Raw genomic sequence first — 22,272 nt, 5'->3', positions numbered from 1 at the left:
GCTTTTATGTGGTTGTGTTTATAATATATAATTGGGTTTCTAACTTGAAAAGAGGAAGGAAGGTATTCGTGCGAATAAAGTTCAATCTCATTACACAAATTTTCATAGCGTTCATTCTCGCTATTATTCTAGGAATTATTTTCAAAGAATCCATCGCAGTCATCGCACCGCTTGGTGATTTGTTTTTACGGCTGATCAAATTCATCATCGCCCCGCTCATCTTATCGACCCTCGTCGTCGGCGTTGCCAGCAGCGGTGATCCGAAACAACTGGGCAGGATAGGATTGAAAACTGTTGTTTATTATTTGTTGACTACCGCAGTCGCAATCATCATCGGCCTGGCCGTGGCCTTCATGATGTCACCGGGAAAAGGGGTGGATGTTTCACTTTCGGAAAGTGCTCCCGCTAAGGAAGCACAAGAATCCCAAAGTGTTGTCGATACCTTCTTAAATATCATTCCGGAAAACCCATTCGAAGCGCTGGCAAGCGGCAATATCCTTCAAATTATCTTTTTTGCCTTGTTTATCGGATTGGCGATCACCTTCGTCGGGGAAAAAGCCCAGCCAGTTTATCGATTTTTCGATGGCTTTGCAGAGGTGATGTATAAAATCACTTCCATCGTCATGTATGTGGCACCGATTGGCATTTTGGGACTTGTGGCGCCTGTCATCGGAGAATACGGCTTGTCCGTGCTGCTTCCATTGCTGAAAGTGATCCTTGCAGCGGTAATTGCCTGTATCCTGCACGCTGCAATCGTCTATTCTTCGGCAGTCCGGTTATATGGGAAAATGAGCCCTATCACCTTCTTCAAAGGCATTTCACCGGCTGCTTTAGTCGCATTCAGCACAGCTAGTTCTGCAGGAACCTTGCCGATAACATTGAAAAACACTCAAGAAAACTTGGGTGTTCCCAAGAAAATCAGCAGTTTTGTCCTGCCCCTGGGTGCAACGATCAATATGGATGGAACCGCGATATATCAAGGAATTGCCGTTGTTTTCATTGCTCAATTTTATGGATTGGACCTGTCGTTTATTCAGTTGCTTACCGTCGTGGTCACCACGGTACTGGCATCCATCGGAACAGCCGGGGTGCCGGGAGCAGGCTTGATCATGCTCACCATGGTATTAAGCTCCGTCGATATGCCTTTGGAAGGAATCGCTTTGATAGCCGGGGTCGATCGAATCCTGGATATGTTCCGGACGACCTTGAATGTTGTCGGAGACGCTTCCGCAACCGTGGTCATCTCTGGATCTGAAAAAGAACTGCCGGGTCAGAAAAATTCGGAAGCGCCAAGATAATTTTCCTTCCTAATCAATTAAAAAAATCCCTGCCGTTTCCGGCAGGGATTTTGTATGGATTCGTATCATTCGTAATTCGGCAAAATCATGACTTCTACACGTCGATTCTTTTCCCGGTTTTCAGGACTGTCATTCGGAGCGATTGGTTCATACTCTCCGTAACCTTTCGCGCTGAACGATCGTTCATCCAAATCTTCATTGTCCAATAGTAGTCGCATGAAGTTGACAGCACGCATGACGCTCAATTCCCAGTTCGATTTGAATTCACTACTGTGTATAGGCTGGTTGTCGGTATGTCCGCTGACTGTGATTTCATGCGGAGGATTGGTGTACAAAAAGTTCGAGACTTCTTTCGCAATTTCCTTTCCATCCCCGCTCACTTCTGCACTTCCGGAGTCGAAAGAAACATCATTCAGGATAGAAATCAACAAGCCTTCATCTGTCAACTTTGTATCCAACACATCTGTCAATTTATTTTCGGATATATACCCGTTGATTTTTTGTTGGATTTTTGTAAGCTTCTCGATTTCCTCTCTTTTTTTCTCTTCATCCTCAGCATCTTCCTGTTGTTCTTCGTCTTGTTCTTCTTCTTTTTCCTCCTGCTCTTCACCAATCAAAGGTTCTTCCTCAGGGGAAATCGTTGTGCCGCCCTCCATGATGCCTTCACCGCTTGAAAACTCTCCTCGCATTACATTGGCCAGTTCTGCAAACTTTTGTTGATCGACTTTACTGATGGCAAACAATACAATAAACAGCGCCAGAAGAAGTGTCAGCAAGTCGGCATAGGGAACAAGCCAGGTTTCGTCAATGTGGTCCTCCTTATGCTTCTTTTTCTTTCTCACTGTTCTTCTCCCTCCTCAAATTCGGCATATTCTTTCGGGGAGAGGTAGGAGCTTAGTTTCCCTTTGATAACTTGGGAAGAGTCACCAGTGGTCAATGATAAAATGCCCTCAATCATGACCCGCTTCGCATGCAATTCCTTTTTGGATTTTTCCTTCAGTTTGTTGGCAAATGGATGCCATAGTACATAACCGGAAAAAATACCAAACAATGTCGCGACAAACGCCGCAGCGATTGCATGTCCAAGAGCCTCGGTGTCTTCCATGTTTCCTAGAGCGGCAATCAGGCCGATAACGGCTCCCAATACCCCCAAGGTCGGAGCATAAGTTCCCGCCTGGGTAAAAATCGAGGCACCTTCCTGATGACGCTCTTCGATTGCGTCGATTTTTTCCAATAAAACGTCGCGAATGAATTCCGGTGTCTGTCCATCGACCGCCAATTCCAATCCAGATGCCAAAAATGGATCTTCAATTTCATCCAAATGGTTTTCCAAAGCGAGAATACCTTCTCTTCTGGTCAGGTTGGCCCATTCTGTGAACATCGGTATGATATCTTTTACATCCTCGGTTTTTTGCTCTGTAAAGATGATTTTAAATAGTGCCGGAACCTTTTTCAGTGTTTCCAACGGAAAGGCAATACAAACGGCAGCCATGGTACCAAGAAAAATGATCAAAAGGGCGGCAGGATTGAGCAAGTTTACAGGACTAACTCCTTTTAGCACCATCCCTACGCCAACTGCAATAATCGCTAAAAATATTCCTCCAAATGAAGTCTTGTCCATTATTCTCCCCCATATCGATTTCTTGTTGTTTTTCATAAACAACTCTCTGTTTTTGATGTCTCTATAAAAATAGCCAAAACAGCCATTATCCACTGAACCAATGAATGTCTCTGTTTCTGGCACAAAGGAACGCCGGTGAATTCCTCTTCTATGCACTGTCACTCGGCATCGTGCCATGTCGAATAAAGACGAATTTCTTCCTCTTTTTATTTATCGGATGGTAAATCGCAATTTTAAAGGAGAAAAGGAGGAGAAAAAGCAGGAGCTGCAAAAAAACATTTAAGAAAGCCCTTTTCCCATGCTTTTTTGCTGTTAACTGGCCCAGTTGATAGAAACTGCGACATAATTGTAATGGGAAGTTCCATTGCCTATTCAAAAAGTGTGTTACCCACCGCTTCGGTAGCATACTTCGCTTTCCGCGGGCACGGCTTCAGCTAACTTGGTAAAGAAAACCGCTTTACCAAGTGGATCTTCAGCTCATGCTGTTCCCGCTGGAGTCTGCGTATGCTCCCTGCGCTAAGGAGCATGCTGATTAAAGGAAGCATAGACTTTTTCCTTGAGAAACAACAAGCCGTCTTAAAACGTTTGTCAGGAAATGTGTACTTCTTTTCATAAAAGACAGTTGTAATTCCCGTCTTTTCTCCTGTTTTTGGACTTTTCTGCTTGTTTTCCTGGCAATGTCTTTTGATGATACGGTGCATAGAGTACCATGAATAAAAAAATTTCGAGGGGTTTCTAAACAGAAAGCGATTCCTAGCGAAGAAAATACCCGAAGACTCCTGCGGGAGGAAAGGCCTCGGTGAGATCCCGCAGAGCGTCAGCTCGAGGAAGCTCACCAGCCGCCCGCGGAAAGCGCAGGGTATTTTCGCAGCGTTGAACTCCCTCTCAATAAATACAAGATGTCAGGGAAGGTGTATTCAAACTATGTCGCAGTTTATACTTTGTGGGATAAAACAACAACTTTTAACCGCATCCTTCAAAAAAACAAAAACAATGCACGAGTTATCGGAAAATCGCCGGGGAGGCCACTTATCGGAGTACTCGTGCATTGTTATGAAAAATATATTGTTCTCCATCATTATGCCATGGATTTCTCAATCTGTCATACATCTAAGGTTGGAATTTTCCTAATATTTTCGACGGAATTCTCAAGACGAGCCGTAAGCATGTTGATCGATAATGCTCATATACTTGGATTAGCAGTACAACAGCAGGAAACCGATCATCTCTTTAAGAATAGAATAAGAAGAAATGGTCATGATTACATAAAAAGCCTTGTGTGGAATCCACTATTTGTTTCTTAACCAAAAAAGGAGTTGGATAAGATGAAACAAGGCAGGTCGCCTTTCCATCCAGGACATCACTTTATGAATCTAACCGAAAAAAAGTTAAGCTTCGAAGAGGTTTTCCAACGAATTCTTTCTTTCATGCAGCAAAATCCGGCAGCCAATTACCGCTTGATGGTCGGGACGGATTCTCAAGTATATCGGTCGCATACACTGTTTGTAACAGGGATAGTCATACAACGGAAGGGGAAAGGAGCCTGGGGATGTGTTCTCCCCACCATATTCCCACGAAAGTATATGAATTTGCATGAGAAAATTTCCATGGAAACATCCTTGACTGAACAAATCGCCTATTTATTCGATGAGAACAAAAAAGAACAACTAATCGATATCATCCTCCCCCACCTTTACCATGGCAGTTCTCTTACCATGGAAGGGCATATCGATGTGGGCTTGGAAAAACGGTCGCTCTCCCGTTTTTTGGCAGGGGAAATGATGGCCCGGATAAAAGCTTCCGGATGGGAACCAGTGGTGAAACCCGAAGCATTCGTTGCTTCCGGCTATGCCAATCGATATACAAAAACGCCAGAGAAATTTTCCATCTAGATAATTCATTGCTTTATAAAAATCGCAATAGAATCGCCTGTAAGAGGGGCTTTTATCTCTTTAGCTGAAAAGTTTATCTTACTCATGTTATCTCTTTGTCCCAGAAGAAATTCAGCATAAAAAAATACCTGTAGCTAAAACATTCTTTCTCACGTGTACTAACTACAGGTACCAAGTCTTTAAATAGTAGTTCTCTAGAGTCCTCTCCACCCATAATCATCAGTAAATCTTATTGTTGTATCACTAAAAACGACCTGCCCTTCTGTTGATAAACTTGGTTTTACACCACTTGCATAAACTGAGACCCAATACACATCTTTTCCCGCAAAATAGGCTCCTAACGTTTCATCCGTCGGCCCTCCTGCAAAATAACGTGATACAATGCTATTTAGAAAACCAGCCGGTGTCCCAATGCCTGAACAAAATACAAAATCGTTTAGTGTATCTAAAGTATCGGCCCCACTATAATAACTATCTATTAGCTGACCCAATTGGTAATTTGATATGAAACCGGTGTCATTAATTGACTTGTTAAATATGGTAAGATTCTGCCATAATGGAAACATGTCCTTCATTTCCATTCAGAGAATATGCCGAGACGGGTAAAGCTAGTAATCCAAATGCAAGTAGCAAACCGATAAGTGTCAATGTAACTCTGTTAAAACTTTTCATAAAACACCCTCCACTTTGTAATTTATACATTTTAAGAAAAAATGTATTATTATAACTCTGGCATGAAGGAGAGTAATTTTAAAATGAAAAATTTAAATATTAGAAAAAAATATTTTTTAGTTGTTTTTATATTTTCTTTTGGAGGTTTATTAATTAAAATTACAGATAATATGCGAAAAGATGACATAATTATAAACATGAGTGATTCCATTATCATTGGTGCCCTTGTTTTTGGATTAGTAGGCTATATCATAACTTATAGAATTGAAAAGAAAAATGATTAATTTATTCAGGATTAGCCTCTTTAATAAAAGTAGTATGGGGGTATTTATACCGATTTCCCTTAAATTAACCTGATCTTATCGAATCATTTACAGTCACTTCATTTTAAATTGCTAAAATTATGGGTATACCACGAAATGTACCCTCCATCCTATAAATGAGGTGATACGAATGCTTGAAAAGTTGTTGAATGTTTTGGTAGATGATTTTGATGAGAAAGAACTGGAAGAGGATTTTGAATTACAAGAGGAAGAAATGATGGAGTTAGACGAAGAAGATCGCATAGAGCAGGATCAATTCATCGAAGACCCGGGCATCATCGGGATGTATGGAGAGAATAATGCAAACGCCCCTTATACCCGTTCTTAAATACTACCTTTTATCTATAGCATCAATTACGCAGGCCATTCTTCAATCAGGCCTGCTTTTTTATTTCCTATCGCCGCCTATGTCGAAAAAATAATCCCTTTTACCTGCGTAAATATACCTTTAGAATCCATTGCTTTTTTATCAATAAGGACTTATTCGGTATAGACAACTATATTAGCCATTTAATATGATGAAGAAGAGTTATCTATCGAAAGGAGGTATTTTTTGCCGAAAGAAAATAATATGGCGATAAAAGGAGGCCGCATGAAAAAATACTTTATTCCTGTTTGCACAGTCGTTATTTGTTCATCATTTCTCATACCCGCTATGGTCACCGCAGATCCCCACACCACAGATAAACATTCACCTTCTATTGAAACCAAACAAAACAAACATGCACAGCCTAAATCCCATCCGGTTTTTTCCTGGGATCAACCTGGAAAATTGCCGCCAGTCATTCATCCGGGAAACGCCAGGGGAGCAGGAATGGTCCAACAGCCGCTCGATGCCATCGATCAAATGGTCAACGGGTTTATCGCTGAACAGGCAATGCCCGGTGCTGTCACATTGGTCGCAAGACGTGGCCATATTGTCCAGCATGAAGCATACGGCTATGCCGCCCGTTACACGGATGCTAACCGTACGGAAATGGAAAAACCCATTTCCATGAAAGAAGATACCATCTTTGATTTAGCCTCACTGAGCAAAATATTCACGACAACTGCGGCAATGAAATTGTATGAAGAAGGCTATTTTAGACTGGATGATCCTGTTTCCGATTACATTCCCGAATTTGCTGCGAACGGAAAAGAAAGCGTTACCATCAAACAGCTTATGACTCATACTTCCGGCTTTCCCGCCTGGATTCCCCTTTATACTGAGGGAGAAAATCGTCAGGACAGGATGGAAGTTGTTTATCAATCGGAACTGACTGCCCTTCCCGGCGAACAGTACACCTATAGTGATTTGAACATGATTACACTCGGAGGGATAGTCGAACGGTTGTCCGGCAAACGGCTGGATCAATTTGTCTATGAGAATATAACAGGTCCGTTGAACATGCACGATACCATGTACAATCCACCAGCCGAACTGAAAGATCGAATTGCCGCAACGGAATATCAGTCGGTTCCCGATCGCGGGCTGGTCTGGGGGGAGGTCCACGATGAAAACGCCTGGTCCCTTGATGGTGTTGCGGGACACGCCGGCGTATTCTCCACCGCCCATGATTTAGCGATATTTGCCCACATGTTCCTCAATGAAGGACGGTACGGCGGCACTCAAATTTTGCAGCCGGAGACGGTGGAATTGCTTACCGAAAACCAAATCCCTGAATTTCCCGGAAACAGCCACGGATTAGGTTGGGAACTGGGACAAGGCTGGTATATGGATGCCTTGTCGGAAGGAACGACGCTAGGCCATACCGGATATACCGGCACTTCCATGGTGATCAATCAGAACAATGACACAATTGCCATCCTGCTGACAAACCGTGTCCATCCCAGCAGAGACACCGTTTCAACCAATCCGGTACGACGTCAATTCGCCCGGCATGTAGCTGATGCGATTCCTGTAGCCATCCCCGGGAAAAAAGATGCCTGGTTCGCCGGTTATGGCAATCAGCTTGATCGTTCCTTAACAGTGGAATGGGATGGAAACGATCCAGCCTTGTTAAGCTTTGATACCTGGTATCGGACAGAAACCGAATACGATTTTGGTTATGTAGAAGTTTCCAAGAATGGCGAAGACTGGGTACAGCTTGATTCAGTCAATGGAAGCAGTGTCGAATGGCAACACCGTGAAGTCAAACTGCCAGAAGGTACAAGCTATGTCCGCTTCCGTTACGACACAGATGGCAGCGTCAATGGAAGAGGCTGGTATGTGCACAACCTTCAGTTGATAGCAGAAAAAGGGCAACAGATTAAAACACGAATAAATAGCGATGGATGGATCGAACGCCACTATTAAAAAATTTTCACCCGAACTGAACGATTTTTCTACAGTGGAATTTGAACTAGCCCATGTGGACGCAGAGAAGGACCGGACGCCCCACAAAAGTTTGAGAAAATTCATCTGCCCATTTAGCTGGCGATGTTCCTATGTAAATGCGAGAAGCAGTTTTAAAAACGAACAGAGGAGTGATTATTGTGAAAAAGACAGTTGTCTCGTTGTTTGCAGTCGTTCTTTTGCTTTCTTCGCTAACCGTCGTGTTTGCCAATGGCAATGGGAATGGACACGGCTATGGAAAAGATAAAGGAAAAGGCAACCCGCATAAATTCCGGCTCGGAGTTGAACAGTTGCTAAATGAGCAAAAAGATCTGATTGAAGGACAAAAGGTCGGCCTCATCACCAATCCGACCGGTGTCGACCAGGATCTTAACAGTATCGTAGATTTGCTGCATAATGATCCAGATGTTGAATTGACTGCATTATACGGACCGGAACACGGGGTGCGTGGAAGTGCACAAGCGGGCGATTACGTCGAATATTATATCGATGAACAAACCGGTTTGCCGGTCTACAGTTTGTATGGTGAAACAAGGAAACCGACACCGGAAATGCTGGAAGATATCGATGTTCTTTTGTTCGACATCCAAGATGTCGGCACACGTTTCTATACCTATATTTACACCATGGCCTATGCCATGGAAGCAGCTGCTGAAAACGATCTTCCCTTTATCGTGCTGGACAGGCCGAATCCAATCAGTGGAGATAAAGTAGAAGGTCCTGTCCTTGATCCGGAATATGCTTCCTTCGTCGGGAATTATCCCATTCCATTGCGCCATGGCATGACAGTCGGGGAGCTCGCGAAATTTTTCAACGAGGAATATGACATTGGTGCAGATTTGACTGTTGTGGAAATGAACGGCTGGGACCGGGACGAGTACTATGATGAAACGCCATTGGAATTCGTCCTGCCGTCACCGAACATGCCGACGCTTGATACAGCATTGGTGTATCCAGGTGCAGCTTTGATTGAAGGCACGAATGTCTCAGAAGGCAGAGGCACGACAAAACCGTTCCAGCTGATCGGCGCCCCCTTCATCAATAGTACCGAATTGGCAGCAGCTTTGAATGATTTGGAACTTCAGGGCGTCACCTTCCGGGCTGCATCGTTTACACCAAGCTTCTCCAAGCATAGCGGTGAACTTTCAAATGGTGTTGAAATCCATGTGATGGATAGAGACAAATTTAAACCAGTGGAAGCCGGACTACACTTGGTTAAAACGATCCATGATATGTACCCGGACGATTTCGCCTTCCGTGCCGAAAACAGCAACGGTGTCTCCTTCTTCGACAACTTGATCGGAAATGGCTGGATTCGTGAAGGCATCGAAAGCGGCCGATCCGTGGATGAAATGAAAGCCGAATGGCAGGATGAACTGGATGCGTTTAAAGAGGTTAGAGAGCAGTATTTAATTTACCGTTAGACAAAAACAGGCCGCTCTAAAAGCGGCCTGTTTTTACTTTCACTAGTCACCTGTCTTCCACAACAATATAAGCTGCTTTGATCGGACCGTGTACTCCGACTACTAAATTCATTTCAATGTCAGCACTATTGCTTGGACCACTAATAAAATTGATGCATGAAGAAATCTGTTCTCCGCTTTCTATCTGTTGATGGATTTCTCTCGCTGCCTGAGACATTCTTGGCACCAGAGAACTTTTTGGAATGATAGCAATATAAGTAGAAGGAAGCAAACTTACTGATCGTCCCTTTCCGCCGCTACTAAAAAGAACGACAGTGCCAGATTCAGCCAGGGTGATGTCACTGAACGTAATCCCTGCATCAGCTTGCTCTGCTAAACGGCGGCTTTGCACAGGGTTTTCTATATCCCATTTAAAAACATCAATATCATTATTGTTTTTCCAATCTACGTACTTATTTGTTAAGCCGAAACTGGAAAAACGCGGATCATCCCAGGTCATCGCTGTTTTAACACCATACGCCTGCAATACTTGTAAAACCTTAGCTTCCAGCTCTTTCTCTGTTGCCCTGATAAAGTCAGTATGGATTACCTCACATTGCTTCTCCAAAACATCAACCAGCTCATTTTCTGTAAGGTCCGCAAGCACTTTCCATTGAACCTGATGCTTCCATCTAGGCCGGATAACATTATCTTTCCTGCGGTTCCGTCCCAACTGACCGGCAACCTTATCTAAAAACGTTTCCCTATTTTTAATCTCCCCTGTTTGCAATGTGTTGTCCTCCTTTAGTTCTATGCTTAAACCAATCCCTGAACCGTTCTTTTTGTGGCAATGGGAGATTGCGAGCCCCGGTCCAAGCTTTTAGCGGTCCAGGCCCTTTGGAAATAGTTCCATCTCTGACAAACGGTGTAACGAGGAAAGGAGCCATTTTCGTCGCTATATTAAAAAGGCCGGCTGAACCTGCTACTTTATTAAAGCCTTGCATCATCAATTTTTCAGATAAGTTTGATTTGTTTTCTTTCTCTACAATGTTTCTCCTGTGGTCAATTAAATACTCATGTAAGGGTATTTTAACAGGACATACCTCTGTACATGCACCACAGAGCGAAGAAGCATATGGCAATTCTTTATAATCCTCATAGCCCGCCAATAATGGTGTCAGTACGGCACCGATGGGCCCTGGATAGATAGATCCATAAGCATGGCCACCTATATGTCTGTAAACAGGGCAAACATTGATACAAGCAGCACACCTGATACAGTGCAGAGCCTCTTGGAATTCTGTTCCTAATATTTTGGATCGTCCATTGTCGACAACGACTAAATGAAATTCTTCCGGTCCATCTCCATCAGATTCTTCCTTTGGCCCTGTTAATGCTGTCACATAACTGGTCAACTTCTGCCCAACTGCAGCTCTTGTCAAAAGACTGACTAGTACATCCAGTTCTTCCCAGGTAGGAACAATTCTTTCCATTCCCATCACAGTGATTTGCGTTTTAGGGAGGGTTGAAACCATCCGCGCATTCCCTTCATTCGTGACCAGGGCGCAGGTGCCTGATTCTGCAACAGCAAAATTACACCCAGTGATACCTACATCGGCGGATAGGAACTCTTTTCTTAATTGTTCTCGTGCAAATAATGTCAGCTCTTCCGGTTTATCTGTGTGGAGATATCCCAACTTTTCTTTAAATACATCCCTGATTTGTTCTTTATTTTTGTGCAGTGCGGGGGCGACGATATGTGAGGGGGGGTCATGATCATCGATTTGGAGGATATATTCTCCTAAATCTGTTTCAATTACGTCACAACCTCGATCTTCCAGAATATCATTTAAGGCAATTTCTTCTGTTACCATGGACTTTGACTTGGCTATCTTCCGTGCCTTTTTCTTTTCAATTACTTCACTGATGTAATGATTGGCATCTTCAGCTGTTTCAGCGAAATAAACATGTCCGCCTCTCTCTGCTACCTTCTCACTTAATTGCTGTAAATAGAAATCGAGATTTTCCATTGTGTGTTGTCTGATTTCCTGCCCAAGATTGCGCCATTCTTCCCAGTCCCCTAATTCTTCAGCTGCATGGGAACGGCTGTCCTGAAGTCGTCCCTGTGCAGAACGGACGGCGCCTCGCATGAATTCATTTCCAAGGCCTTTTTCAACTCTGCTCTTAAATGCTTTTTCTCCAACATGCAATGGCATCAGTTATCACCCCGACTGTTCAATATTTCAGCAATGTGCATCACCTTTATTGGTTTATTTTGTCGATTCAACCGCCCTCCTATATTCATGAGGCAACCCCCATCTGCTCCAATCAGCACATCAGCATCTGTTTCTTCAATATGGAGAGCTTTTTCATCCACCATTTGTTGGGAAATCTCCGGCATCTTGACAGAAAAGGTACCTCCAAATCCACAGCAATCATGGCGATTAGGTAAATCAACCATCTTTAGACCGCTAACATTGCTCAATAGTTTTAATGGTGCTTCTTTCACACCAAGTAAACGAGTCATATGACAGGATGTATGATAGGTAGCTTTAGCATGAAATTCTGCTCCGGTGTTTTCTATTTGAAGAATCTCCGTTAAGAATTGGGTGAGTTCATACGTTTTTCGCTTTAATGCTGTCGCCTTTTCTTTCCAGTCTGGTTCATCCTGCAATAACTCCTCATATTCATGGAACATATAAGCACATGAACCGGATGGACAAACTACATACTTTGAATGCGCAAAAGCGGTAATCATGTTTTTAGCAGCTGCTTTTGTCTTTTCATGGTAACCACTATTATAAGCAGGTTGACCGCAACAAGTCTGTGTTTCGGGGAAGTCAACTTCACATCCGTACCGCTCGAGTAACTCCACCGTCGCTTTACCGGCATTCACATAAAATACATCCCCAAGACAAGTAATAAATATGGAAACTTTCATTTTCTCTCCTCCTGCCATCGAATGGTGACGCATTCAAAAGACTTCTCAATATCCCTTCCTTAAACTCCGTTGCTGGCTGGTGGTCATTTCCCTAGGAGACAGACTCTTACTTTTTCTTATCCATAAAAAACCACTGCCATTTTCCGAGCACTTATTATACTTTAATTAAATTCAATGATTTGTCAGACAATTGCTGCAAGATTGCTGCATCCACATTTCCATCTGTTATAACATGGTCAATAGCTTCTACACCGCTAAGCCGGGAAAAAGCCCTCACACCGAATTTACTATGGTCAATCATAATAAAAACAGAGTCAGCGTTATCCATCATTTTTTTCTTGATTCTTGCCTGTTGTTCGTCTGACTCACTGATTCCTTTATCGAGGTGGAACCCTTTACAAGAAATAAATGCTTTATTTACATGATAAGTATCCAAAGAAGATTCAGCCAAAGGTCCGACGTAGGAAAGTGATTTAGACAGCAATGTACCGCCTGTTGAGATTACAGTTACTTCTTTCCTGCTGCTAAGTTCCATCGCTACTTTAATCGAATTCGTAAGGACTGTAACCGGAATATCAGGTAGGGCTTTTGCCAAATACCATGCAGTTGTACTGGCATCCAGCATGATTTTATCTCCTTCGATGACATGTTTTGCTGCCTCATTAGCAATTTCCTTCTTTTCTTTAACGTTGGTTATTTCTCTTTCGGAAAATGAAAGTTCTGGAGATTCATCCGGGATTATGCTTACAGCCCCTCCATGGCTTCTTGACAACTTCTGCTCTGTCTCCAACTTTTCCAAATCTCTGCGGATTGTCTCTTCTGTAACCGAAAATATACGACTGAGCTCGGAAACACGGATACTTTTACGTTCATTTACGACCTCTACTATCTTTTGTTGCCTCTCTGCAACTAACACTTCCTACCCCTACTTTCATGCCCTCTCTATACGACGGTTTAATTTACTCCTCATTTTAAACAGGAAAATACGGATCCGCAACAGGACATAGAGGGGGCTTCCATTTACTTGCCCCTCCCAAATTTCCAGTTTAATATCTCATTTTTCTTTTTTAAGCAGGATAGACAGGGACGGTTACACCGGAATAAATGCTGTTACCCCGCAGCGCCCTCCATGAGTTACCTTTATCTTGTAAATGCTGCTGCTACTCCGCCATCTACTGTCACCATACATCCAGTAGTCTTAGCTGACTTGGAAGAAGCAAGGAACGCGATCGACTCTGCAATGTCATGCGGCAGTATGTTGACGTTCAAAATGGTACGTTTTCGATAATGTTCTTCTAAGTCGTCTGTCTCAATTCCATAAGAGGAAGCTCTTTCTTCTTTCCACTCAGAATCCCATATTTTTGAACCACGGATAACGGCATCAGGAAGGACGGAATTAACACGGATACCGTATCGACCTCCATCAGCAGCCACAGTGCGGGCAAGATGGACTTCCGCTGCTTTAGCCGTGCTGTAGGCTGCAGCATTTTTGCCTGCATAGATGGAATTTTTTGAGCCAACGAAAACCATGCTTCCACCGATTGCCTGATCTTTCATCAACTTGAACGCTTCTCTGGCAACCAGGAAGTAGCCGGTTACCAATACATTCATATTCAGGTTCCACTTATCCATCGTTGTTTCTTCAAAAGGACTTGAACTTGCCAATCCAGCATTATTGACAACAATGTCCAACCCGCCATAAGTTAAAACGGAATCTTGAATTGCAGCCGTTACTTCTTCTTCCTTTGTAACATCCATTTTCACGGCAATGGCACGGTTTTCACCGAATCGATCGTTGATTTGAACGGCAAGCTCCTCTGCCCCCTCCAGATTGATATCAGCTACCACGACGTGGGCACCTTCAGAGACAAGTCGATGACAAGCAGCACTTCCGATTCCGCCGGCTCCGCCAGTTACGAATGCTACCTGGCGGGAAAATTCCGCTTCTGGCGGTGCAAGGCTGAGTTTGTACAGTTCAAGCGGCCAGTATTCAATCGCAAATGACTCTTCTTCATTAAGAGATACGAAGTTTCCAAGAGTGGTAGATCCTCTCATCACAGAAATCGCACGGTGGTAAAGGGAATCACTGACATTGGCTGCAGTCCAGCTTTTGCCCGTATTGATCATGCCGAGTCCTGGAATCAACACTACCCGAGGGGCTGTTTCCACGATTTGGTCCCCCTCCGATTTATTTCTTTCAAAATATGCTTCATATTCTTTCTGAAAGGAAGCGATACCAGCTTTCACGCTTTCTATCAGAGCGTCTGCATCTTTGCTGCTGGGGTCCCATTCAATGAATAAAGGCGTTCGTTTCGTATGCACTAGGTGATCCGGACATGCCGCACCGACTTGTGATAAATCTTTTGCATTTTCGCTGTTTACAAAGTTCAAAACATCCTCACTGTCGTCATATGTAACCAGCATCTTTTTGTTTCCGCTTACTTGGCCACGGACAACTGGAAGCACTTTTGCAAAGATTTCTTTTCTTTCATCCACTGGCAAAGACTGATATTTCTGTCCACCGAACAGTGTTTGATCCTTTGCTTTTGCTTCAATGTAGTCTTCCGCTTCCTGAATGACAGAAATTGTTTTATCATAACTTTCTTTTGAGGTTTCGCCCCACGTCACCAATCCATGCTTTTCCATGATTACCAATTCAGCACTAGGATTGTTTTGGACTCCTGCTGCAATCATTTTGGACAACTTGAAGCCAGGACGAATGTATGGAACCCAAACAAAACGGTTACCATATATTTCTTCTGCGACTGCTTTTCCATTGTCTGCACAGGCAATGCTGATAATTGCATCGGGATGTGTATGATCTACATGTTTAAATGGTAAAAATGCATGTAGCAATGTTTCAATGGAGGAACGAGGATGTTTGGCATCAATCATACAGTGTGCTAAGTAGCTGACCATCTCCTCATCTGTCATATCGTTTTTTTTCATTAAGGGGCGGATGTCGTCCATTTTCAATCCTGTGAAGTTTTTCGCGCCCATTGCGGCTAAATCTGAACCACTTCCTTTCACCCACATGACTTCGATTTCGTTACCCCGGAAGTCGGTTTCTATGGATTTTGTTGAAGTATTTCCGCCACCCCAGTTGGCAACAGATCGATCTGATCCCAATAAATTGGAGCGATACACCAATTCTTCTAAACCGCTTTCATCATTTGTTTTACTTGCATCCCATCGATTTTGTACCAACATTAATTCCTCCTCTGTTCGGTTTGTTTATTTTTCTGCTTTAATCTTAACATACGTTTGTTTATTTTTGAATAGTATTTTTTATTTTTGTTTGTTTTTGTTTTGATTGATAAGTATACACCTATTTAACAGTCGATACATATGCCACGTGCAACGTAAAAAACGGAAATCTCAGCAGTTGAACGTTTGGATTTGCTATGAAAAAAACAACATAAACAAACATTTGTTTTTTGCAAAATAAGCTTCTATTAATAGAATTTATGAGAACACGCCATCCCTTCTGAAAGTCGCCAACAAAAAACGGACCAGCTTCATCTTCCGCTGATCCGCATGTATATTATCTCTTCAGCAAAACCTCGTTTTCATATTGCTTGATATCTTCCAGCCATGTTTCTTTTGCAGGCACTCCCATTTTTTCACAATAATAATCCCAAATTGCACCGAATGGATAGGTCTTAAATTCTTCCATTAAAGCCAAGCGTTCCGTAAAGTTGCCTTCTTCCTGTAACTGTTTTAAGTGCTCGTTTGGATGAAGCAGTGCATATAACAAAGCTTTAATCATGTTACGGGTCCCGATGGTCCATGCAGCAACTCGGTTAATACTTGCATCAAAGAAGTCTAATCCTATTCTTACTTTATCAAGGGCATCGTTTCGGACAATTTCTAAACCAATTTCTTTCAACTCATCATCAAATATGACAACATGATCGCTATCCCAGCGGACTGGCCTCGATACGTGCAGTGCCAGTTGATCACTATACAAAAGCATCGCCGATATTTTATTGGAGACCACTTCTGTTGGATGGTAATGTCCAGTGTCCAGCAAGCACAGTTTATTATTCTTTAAAGCGTATCCTAAGTAAAATTCATGGGAACCGACAACATATGCTTCAGAACCGATGCCGAACAGCTTGCTTTCCACAGCATCGACATTATATTTTTCATCAATTTCAACAGCAAATATCTCATCGAGCGACTCTTTTAAACGTTGTCTGGGAGTTAAACGGTCACTAGGGATATCCTTGTAACCATCCGGAATCCAAATATTTGTTAAAGCAGGTGTACCAAGTTCTTTACCGAAATACTCCGCAATCTTGCGGCTGGCGATGCAATGTCTGATCCAGTAATCGCGTATCTCTTTATCCGGATGTGCCAGTGTCAAGCCATCCGCCGCTTTTGGATGAGAAAATAGTGTCGGGTTGAAATCTAACCCTAATCCATTCTCCTTCGCCCAGTTCACCCAGTTTTCAAAATGCTTCGGTTCCAGCTGATCCCGTTCCACAACTTCTCCATTAGTTTCCGCATAAATCATATGCAGGTTTACTCGGTGTTTCCCTGGTATAAGTGAAAGAGCCTTTTCTAAATCTCCCCTTAATTGCTCCGGTGTTTTAGCTTTACCGGGATAATTTCCTGTTACATCTATTCCTCCGGAGAGTTCCTGCTTATTTACTTCAAATCCACTGACGTCATCCCCTTGCCAACAGTGAATCGAAATAGGGATTTTTTGCAATTTATCTAATGCTCCCTCGACATCTATTCCCCACCTCTCATATGCCTCTTTCGCCATTTTGTATTGCTCTTTTATAATCATGTTACACTCTCCTCCTCTCGTCCGGTTGCCGTATATCCCTTAAGCTCAAAGGATTGGCCAATAATGTTTCTTGCCTCGTCGATATCCTTTATTTTTCCTAGTGTGATTAGCTGAGAAACAAGGTTACCAATCGCCGTTGCCTCTACCGGCCCTGCTATAACTTCTTTTCCTGTTTTATCAGCGATCAACTGATTTAACATTTCATTCTGGCTGCCGCCCCCGATAATATTGATTTTGTTAAATTCTTTTTCATATATTTCTTCAATTTGATTAATAGCTTTTTGGTAGCTATCTCCTAAACTATCAAAGACGCATTTCGCTACCTCACCAGGTGTTTCAGGTACCTCTTGATTTGTCTCCCGACACACCTTTTGAATTTCTTCTATCATGTTTTCCGGTTTCAGAAAACGATCATTATCCACATTTATCTTTGCTCTGAATTCGGAGGCTTTGGCTGCTAACTCCACTAACTCCGAAAAACTATATTGATCGTTGTAGTTCCTCTTGACTTCCTGAATCATCCATAATCCCATCACATTTTTCAAAAAACGGTACTGATAACTTAAACCACCTTCGTTAGTAAAGTTATAGTCCAACGCTTTTGTAATACAGATAGGAAACGGATTCTCGACACCAATCAGTGACCAAGTCCCAGAACTTATATATACCGTATCATCCACCTCAGGAACGGCAACCACAGCAGAACCGGTATCATGGGTGGCAGGGAGGATCACCTTCATATCTATACCAAGCTCTTTTGATAGCTCTGTTTCCATATCTCCCAGTATTGATCCTGCTGGTTTTATTTCTAAGAACATTTCTTTGTTTATACCAAGCAAATCCAATAAATCATTGTCCCACTTTTTCGTAAAGGCATTTACTAACTGAGTAGAGGTAGCATTCGTATATTCATTTACTTTCTTTCCGGTCAATAGGTAGTTGAAGTAATCAGGAAGCATCAGAAAAGAGGTCGCTTGCTCCAGAACTTCCGGATTACTCTTTTTTAGAGAGTATAATTGATAAATTGTGTTGAATTTTTGAAACTGTATTCCAGTTTCCAAATACAGACGCTCTTTGCTAATGAAGTGAAAAACTTCCTCCATCATTCCGTCCGTTCTAGCATCGCGGTAAGCAATAGCATCTGTAAGTAATCGATTTTTTTCATCTAATAAAACAAAATCAACTGCCCAAGTATCAATTCCGATACTTTCAGGATGTAAGCCCCTATCCCTGCAAATGCGGATTCCCGTTATAATTTCGTTGTATAAAGCATGAACATCCCAACAATAATGACCGTCTTTTATAATCAAATTGTTGTCAAACCGGTGTATTTCCTTCAACTTAAGGTTATTATCCTGCAGGCATCCAGCAATAAGCCTTCCACTTGATGCACCAATATCAACGGCTATACTGCATTTGCTCATTACTACACCTCCTGTCGAAAGCGCTTAACTAGTTGATATAGGGAAATAAAACCATCTCTTGGGATGAGATTATTCCACTTCCTCGAATTATTTAAATTGGAACATTCTCTCTCAGACTCTTCAATTCTTTCATTATATTATTTTGTCCCCTGCCAAAGTAATCGTGCAGCTTTTCATATTCTCTGAAAAGTCTTTCGTAGACTTCCACATTTTTTGGAATAGGAATTATTTTTTCTTCTTTTACTCTAGCCATTTTGTTTGCAGCTTCCACAATGGTGGAAAAACCGCCATTCTGTTTTCCGGCTGCTACTGCTCCAAACATAGCTGCTCCAACTGCAGGAGTATGCTTAGAATCAGCTAGTGTAATGGTTCGGTTCGTTACATCTGCATAAATTTGCATTAATAACTTGTTTTTTTGCGGTAATCCACCACATGCATATAGTTCATCAACGGAAATGCCGTTACTATGGAAAGCTTCGATAATTTTTCTTGTTCCAAATGCTGTTGATTCCAAAAGTGCTCTGTAAATTTCTTCCGGTTTAGTTTGAAGGGTTGCTCCTATCAGTAAACCGCTTAATTGTGTGTCTACTAGTACTGACCTATTTCCATTCCACCAGTCGAGGGCAAGCAACCCTGTCTCACCTGGTTTATATTTACTAGCTTCTTTTTCTAACCATTGATGAACGTTCATTCCTTCTTTCTCTGCTGTCTCCAGAACATAAGCAGGCACGCCTTCTTTTACGTACCAGGCAAAGATATCTCCGACAGCTGACTGCCCTGCCTCGTAGCCATAATAACCAGGAATGATTCCATCTTCTACTACTCCGCACACACCTTCAATATCTTTTTCCTCTGTCCCCAAGAGCATATGGCAAATGGAGGTGCCCATTGCCATTACCATCTTCCCTGGTGACACTACTCCTATCGCTGGCACGGATGCATGAGCATCGACATTCCCTACAGCTATTGAAGTTCCAGCACACAAGCCAGTAAAAGCAGCCATCTCCTCTGACAATACTCCAGCCTTCGAACCAAGTGGTTCAACTTTCCCTTTTAACTTGGTGTCCGTCAAGTCCGCTAATCCAGGGTCAAGAGCACGAAAGAATTCTTTATCCGGGTAGCCCTCTTGTTTGTGCCACATTGCTTTATAGCCAGCTGTGCAACTGTTTCGGACAAAGGTTTTCGTCATCTTCGAAACTACCCAATCTGCTGCTTCTACAAATTTATCTGCCTTGTCATAAATGTCCGGAGCTTCATTCAAGATTTGCCAAGCTTTTGCAATCATCCATTCAGATGATATCTTGCCACCGTATCTAGATAAAAATGCCTCGCCCCTTTCTGATGCTATCTCATTTAGTTGATTAGCCTCCTTTTGTGCAGCATGATGCTTCCATAATTTCACCCAGCTATGAGGGTTATCCTGCAATTCTGGATGGAAGGAAAGCGGATCCCCATTCGCATCTATTGGAAGCATTGTACATGCCGTGAAATCTATCCCCACCCCGATAACATCCTGGGGTGCCACTCCGGATTTTTTGAGGACTGCCGGAACAGACTTTTTTAAAACTTCTATATAATCGCCTGGATGTTGCAGTGCCCATTCATGGTCTAGTTTAATCCCTGAAACAGGCAATTTATTATCAATAACACCATGTGGATAAGGCGTTACATGTTCTTCTAGTTCTCTCCCGTCCGATAACGCGACGAGTACTGCACGTCCTGATTCAGTACCATAATCGACCCCAATCGCATACTTTTCAGTCATCATTGCGCCTCCTTATCCTCTACTGGCCATAATATGCATTTACTCCATGTTTTCTTAAATAATGTTTATCTAACAGAACTTGATCCATAGGTCCCAGCCCATTGTTTATTTGAAGAGAATGGAAGGCCATTTTTGATACTTCTTCCAGAACCACTGCATTGTGGACAGCCTCTTGGGGATCTGCTCCCCAATTGAAAGGGGCATGGCTGTTAACCAAAACGCTTGGAACCCGACGGTAATCTATATCTTTAAAAGTCTCCACAATCAGTTTTCCGGTTTCCTGCTCATAGTTTCGGTTTATTTCTGTTGCTGTCAATGCTCTGGTACAAGGAATAGAGCCATAAAAGTAATCAGCATGTGTTGTTCCTAACGGCGGGATGAATTTCCCAGCTTGTGCCCAAATAGTAGCCCAAGGAGAATGAGTATGGACAATCCCACCAATTTCAGGAAACGATTTATAAAGTTCGATATGGGTGGGCAAATCTGATGACGGTCTTAAGTCACCCTCCATCACATGCCCCTCCATATTTAGTACTACAAGCTTTTCTTTGGTAAGATTTTTATAGGGGACACCACTTGGTTTAATAACAACCAACCCACTGTCCCTATCAATTCCACTGGCATTTCCCCAAGTGAAAGTAACCAAATTAAAGTCTTCTAATGCCATATTTGCCTGCAAAACCTTTTCTTTTAATTTTTCCAGCAAACGAAACAACACCTTCCTACTTAAATCATGCCAGAGGAGACTATCCTCTATTCATGCTCAATAATTCCTTCTCACGCTCTCTAAAGTAACTTGAAGTTTGGTTTACTAAAAAATCCAGTTTTTGTTTATCTGGCTTTGCATTCATCGCCGGATAAGGATCTCCCCCTGGTCCAAGAGGTTCAGGTGTTACGTACTTTCCTGGCTGATTAAATCCGATCAGATAAAGTGACATAATAATCGTATCAATATCCATAAATCCTTCCCCAAGAGCTCCTCGATTGCTATCGGCCAGATGCAAGTTCACTAGTTGATCCCCGGCTTCTAAAATTGCTTCCCCTATATGTGCTTCCTCTGACTGCATATGATAAATATCACCGTTTATATGACCAATGCCTTTATGATTAATTGCCTCAATGTATGTTTTCGCCTCTCCGACAGTATGTACCAAACTAACCTCCGCTGCTCTTACCGGTTCTATAGCTGCTTTGATCCCCTTTTCGATGAACAAATTCCCTAAGCCACCAAGTGTTTCAACACTTCTATCAAACTCCGTCTCATCATAAGCATTGGGACGTCCGACAGCTCCAGGCACAACCAACAAGTAATCCCCATTCACAGCATGTGCAAAATCTAGTTCTCTCTTAATATATTCAATGGCTGCTTGTCTTTTCATCGGGACATTGCTAGAAAGATCATTTTCAGCAGAAAACATGCCACAAACACCTGACACTTTCATGTCATAGTGGTGCAGAATATCTAGCGTCTCATCTGTTTTGTACCCAAAATCAGCACCATAATGGTTACCGTGTAATTCGATGTAATCAATACCTGCGTTTTTTAGTCTTTTTACAGACTCTTCAAGGGACTCCAGCCCGAATCCCCAGTTACTCCATGATAAGTTCAACCTGGTTTCCATTTTCTCAGGCTGCTCTTCCTTCAATCTTTGAAAAGCTTTATTTATTCTTTCAGTTTTAAGTTCGTAGTTTTGTTTTTTCAAATTAGTTCCTCCTTCACGATTAAACGTCCAGAAGAGAAAAAGAGCCCGGCCAAAAGTATTAATATTACTAGTAGCCGGCCCTTTTCTTTTAGATGTA

General features: G+C 42.5%; 19 protein-coding genes. 6 read left to right on the top strand and 13 right to left on the bottom strand.

From position 1 onward, the window contains the following. Nucleotides 1-74: 74 nt before the first annotated feature. Nucleotides 75-1,298, top strand: coding sequence for a dicarboxylate/amino acid:cation symporter (locus ABVF09_RS09355; protein ID WP_026772209.1), 1,224 nt, complete (start codon nt 75-77; stop codon nt 1,296-1,298). Between the two features lie 65 nt (nt 1,299-1,363). Here the strand turns inward: ABVF09_RS09355 and motB are convergent, their stop codons facing one another. Next, nucleotides 1,364-2,140, bottom strand: coding sequence for a flagellar motor protein MotB (gene motB, locus ABVF09_RS09350; RefSeq protein ID WP_026571238.1), 777 nt, complete (start codon nt 2,138-2,140; stop codon nt 1,364-1,366). Next, nucleotides 2,137-2,919 carry a flagellar motor stator protein MotA gene (motA, locus tag ABVF09_RS09345; protein WP_026571237.1) on the bottom strand — a complete coding sequence of 261 codons (783 nt, stop codon included), beginning with the start codon at nt 2,917-2,919 and terminating at the stop codon, nt 2,137-2,139. The genes motB and motA overlap by 4 nt, the downstream gene beginning before the upstream one ends. Before the next feature lie 1,325 nt (nt 2,920-4,244). Here motA and ABVF09_RS09340 point away from each other — a divergent pair. Next, nucleotides 4,245-4,811, top strand: a complete 567-nt coding sequence (locus tag ABVF09_RS09340; RefSeq protein WP_037329376.1) for a ribonuclease H-like YkuK family protein — start codon at nt 4,245-4,247, stop codon at nt 4,809-4,811. Nucleotides 4,812-5,005: 194 nt separating this feature from the next. On the opposite strand, the gene ABVF09_RS09335 is transcribed toward ABVF09_RS09340, so the two are convergent. Next, the gene (locus ABVF09_RS09335; RefSeq protein ID WP_371069072.1) at nt 5,006-5,377 is read right to left on the bottom strand and encodes a hypothetical protein; all 372 of its coding nucleotides are present in this window, start codon (nt 5,375-5,377) and stop codon (nt 5,006-5,008) included. A gap of 189 nt (nt 5,378-5,566) precedes the next feature. Here ABVF09_RS09335 and ABVF09_RS09330 point away from each other — a divergent pair, with 189 nt between their 5' ends. The 4 genes from ABVF09_RS09330 to ABVF09_RS09315 all read left to right on the top strand — a co-directional run bounded on the left by ABVF09_RS09330 (nt 5,567) and on the right by ABVF09_RS09315 (nt 9,565). Further along, nucleotides 5,567-5,767 carry a hypothetical protein gene (locus tag ABVF09_RS09330; RefSeq protein ID WP_371069071.1) on the top strand — a complete coding sequence of 67 codons (201 nt, stop codon included), beginning with the start codon at nt 5,567-5,569 and terminating at the stop codon, nt 5,765-5,767. Between the two features lie 169 nt (nt 5,768-5,936). Beyond that, nucleotides 5,937-6,134 carry a hypothetical protein gene (locus ABVF09_RS09325; protein WP_371069070.1) on the top strand — a complete coding sequence of 66 codons (198 nt, stop codon included), beginning with the start codon at nt 5,937-5,939 and terminating at the stop codon, nt 6,132-6,134. A gap of 264 nt (nt 6,135-6,398) precedes the next feature. Then, a complete protein-coding gene (locus tag ABVF09_RS09320) occupies nt 6,399-8,102 on the top strand; it encodes a serine hydrolase domain-containing protein (protein ID WP_371069097.1) in 1,704 nt (567 codons plus the stop codon). A gap of 179 nt (nt 8,103-8,281) precedes the next feature. Continuing rightward, nucleotides 8,282-9,565: an exo-beta-N-acetylmuramidase NamZ family protein gene (locus ABVF09_RS09315; RefSeq protein ID WP_371069069.1), complete on the top strand. Its 1,284-nt coding sequence runs from the start codon at nt 8,282-8,284 to the stop codon at nt 9,563-9,565. Between the two features lie 46 nt (nt 9,566-9,611). On the opposite strand, the gene ABVF09_RS09310 is transcribed toward ABVF09_RS09315, so the two are convergent. The 10 genes from ABVF09_RS09310 to ABVF09_RS09265 form a co-directional block, all read right to left on the bottom strand. Next, nucleotides 9,612-10,334 carry a LutC/YkgG family protein gene (locus ABVF09_RS09310; RefSeq protein WP_153463078.1) on the bottom strand — a complete coding sequence of 241 codons (723 nt, stop codon included), beginning with the start codon at nt 10,332-10,334 and terminating at the stop codon, nt 9,612-9,614. After that, nucleotides 10,315-11,760, bottom strand: a complete 1,446-nt coding sequence (locus ABVF09_RS09305) for a LutB/LldF family L-lactate oxidation iron-sulfur protein (protein WP_371069068.1) — start codon at nt 11,758-11,760, stop codon at nt 10,315-10,317. The genes ABVF09_RS09310 and ABVF09_RS09305 overlap by 20 nt, the downstream gene beginning before the upstream one ends. Further along, a complete protein-coding gene (locus tag ABVF09_RS09300) occupies nt 11,760-12,485 on the bottom strand; it encodes a (Fe-S)-binding protein (protein WP_026571232.1) in 726 nt (241 codons plus the stop codon). Before ABVF09_RS09300 ends, ABVF09_RS09305 begins: the two co-directional genes overlap by 1 nt. A 154-nt stretch (nt 12,486-12,639) precedes the next feature. Next, the gene (locus ABVF09_RS09295; RefSeq protein ID WP_026571231.1) at nt 12,640-13,401 is read right to left on the bottom strand and encodes a DeoR/GlpR family DNA-binding transcription regulator; all 762 of its coding nucleotides are present in this window, start codon (nt 13,399-13,401) and stop codon (nt 12,640-12,642) included. Between the two features lie 224 nt (nt 13,402-13,625). After that, a complete protein-coding gene (locus ABVF09_RS09290) occupies nt 13,626-15,695 on the bottom strand; it encodes a bifunctional aldolase/short-chain dehydrogenase (RefSeq protein ID WP_371069067.1) in 2,070 nt (689 codons plus the stop codon). A 334-nt stretch (nt 15,696-16,029) separates the two neighbouring features. Next, nucleotides 16,030-17,283 (bottom strand): L-rhamnose isomerase, encoded by a 1,254-nt coding sequence (rhaA, locus tag ABVF09_RS09285; RefSeq protein WP_371069066.1) that lies wholly within the window; start codon nt 17,281-17,283, stop codon nt 16,030-16,032. Continuing rightward, nucleotides 17,280-18,707 carry a rhamnulokinase gene (gene rhaB, locus ABVF09_RS09280; protein WP_371069065.1) on the bottom strand — a complete coding sequence of 476 codons (1,428 nt, stop codon included), beginning with the start codon at nt 18,705-18,707 and terminating at the stop codon, nt 17,280-17,282. The genes rhaA and rhaB overlap by 4 nt, the downstream gene beginning before the upstream one ends. A gap of 91 nt (nt 18,708-18,798) precedes the next feature. After that, a complete protein-coding gene (locus ABVF09_RS09275; protein ID WP_371069064.1) occupies nt 18,799-20,472 on the bottom strand; it encodes a ribulokinase in 1,674 nt (557 codons plus the stop codon). A gap of 19 nt (nt 20,473-20,491) precedes the next feature. Next, nucleotides 20,492-21,178 (bottom strand): L-ribulose-5-phosphate 4-epimerase, encoded by a 687-nt coding sequence (locus ABVF09_RS09270; protein ID WP_371069063.1) that lies wholly within the window; start codon nt 21,176-21,178, stop codon nt 20,492-20,494. 40 nt (nt 21,179-21,218) lie between these two features. Further along, on the bottom strand, nt 21,219-22,175 hold the full coding sequence (locus ABVF09_RS09265; RefSeq protein ID WP_371069062.1) for a sugar phosphate isomerase/epimerase family protein: 957 nt from the start codon (nt 22,173-22,175) through the stop codon (nt 21,219-21,221). Nucleotides 22,176-22,272: the final 97 nt, after the last annotated feature.

Source organism: Sediminibacillus sp. JSM 1682029, from assembly GCF_041366435.1.
GTDB lineage: Bacteria > Bacillota > Bacilli > Bacillales > Amphibacillaceae > Sediminibacillus > Sediminibacillus terrae.
Note: the sequence above shows the minus strand (reverse complement) of the source record. Positions and strands in the feature narration are given on the sequence as shown.

Excerpts from the sequence above, each read along its gene's own strand:
- motA (WP_026571237.1), bottom strand. The coding sequence starts at position 2,919 with ATGGACAAGACTTCATTTGGAGGAATATTTTTAGCGATTATTGCAGTT.
- ABVF09_RS09340 (WP_037329376.1), top strand. The coding sequence starts at position 4,245 with ATGAAACAAGGCAGGTCGCCTTTCCATCCAGGACATCACTTTATGAAT.
- ABVF09_RS09335 (WP_371069072.1), bottom strand. The coding sequence starts at position 5,377 with ATGTTTCCATTATGGCAGAATCTTACCATATTTAACAAGTCAATTAAT.
- ABVF09_RS09330 (WP_371069071.1), top strand. The coding sequence starts at position 5,567 with ATGAAAAATTTAAATATTAGAAAAAAATATTTTTTAGTTGTTTTTATA.
- ABVF09_RS09325 (WP_371069070.1), top strand. The coding sequence starts at position 5,937 with ATGCTTGAAAAGTTGTTGAATGTTTTGGTAGATGATTTTGATGAGAAA.
- ABVF09_RS09320 (WP_371069097.1), top strand. The coding sequence starts at position 6,399 with ATGAAAAAATACTTTATTCCTGTTTGCACAGTCGTTATTTGTTCATCA.
- ABVF09_RS09305 (WP_371069068.1), bottom strand. The coding sequence starts at position 11,760 with ATGCCATTGCATGTTGGAGAAAAAGCATTTAAGAGCAGAGTTGAAAAA.
- ABVF09_RS09300 (WP_026571232.1), bottom strand. The coding sequence starts at position 12,485 with ATGAAAGTTTCCATATTTATTACTTGTCTTGGGGATGTATTTTATGTG.
- ABVF09_RS09290 (WP_371069067.1), bottom strand. The coding sequence starts at position 15,695 with ATGTTGGTACAAAATCGATGGGATGCAAGTAAAACAAATGATGAAAGC.
- rhaA (WP_371069066.1), bottom strand. The coding sequence starts at position 17,283 with ATGATTATAAAAGAGCAATACAAAATGGCGAAAGAGGCATATGAGAGG.
- rhaB (WP_371069065.1), bottom strand. The coding sequence starts at position 18,707 with ATGAGCAAATGCAGTATAGCCGTTGATATTGGTGCATCAAGTGGAAGG.
- ABVF09_RS09275 (WP_371069064.1), bottom strand. The coding sequence starts at position 20,472 with ATGACTGAAAAGTATGCGATTGGGGTCGATTATGGTACTGAATCAGGA.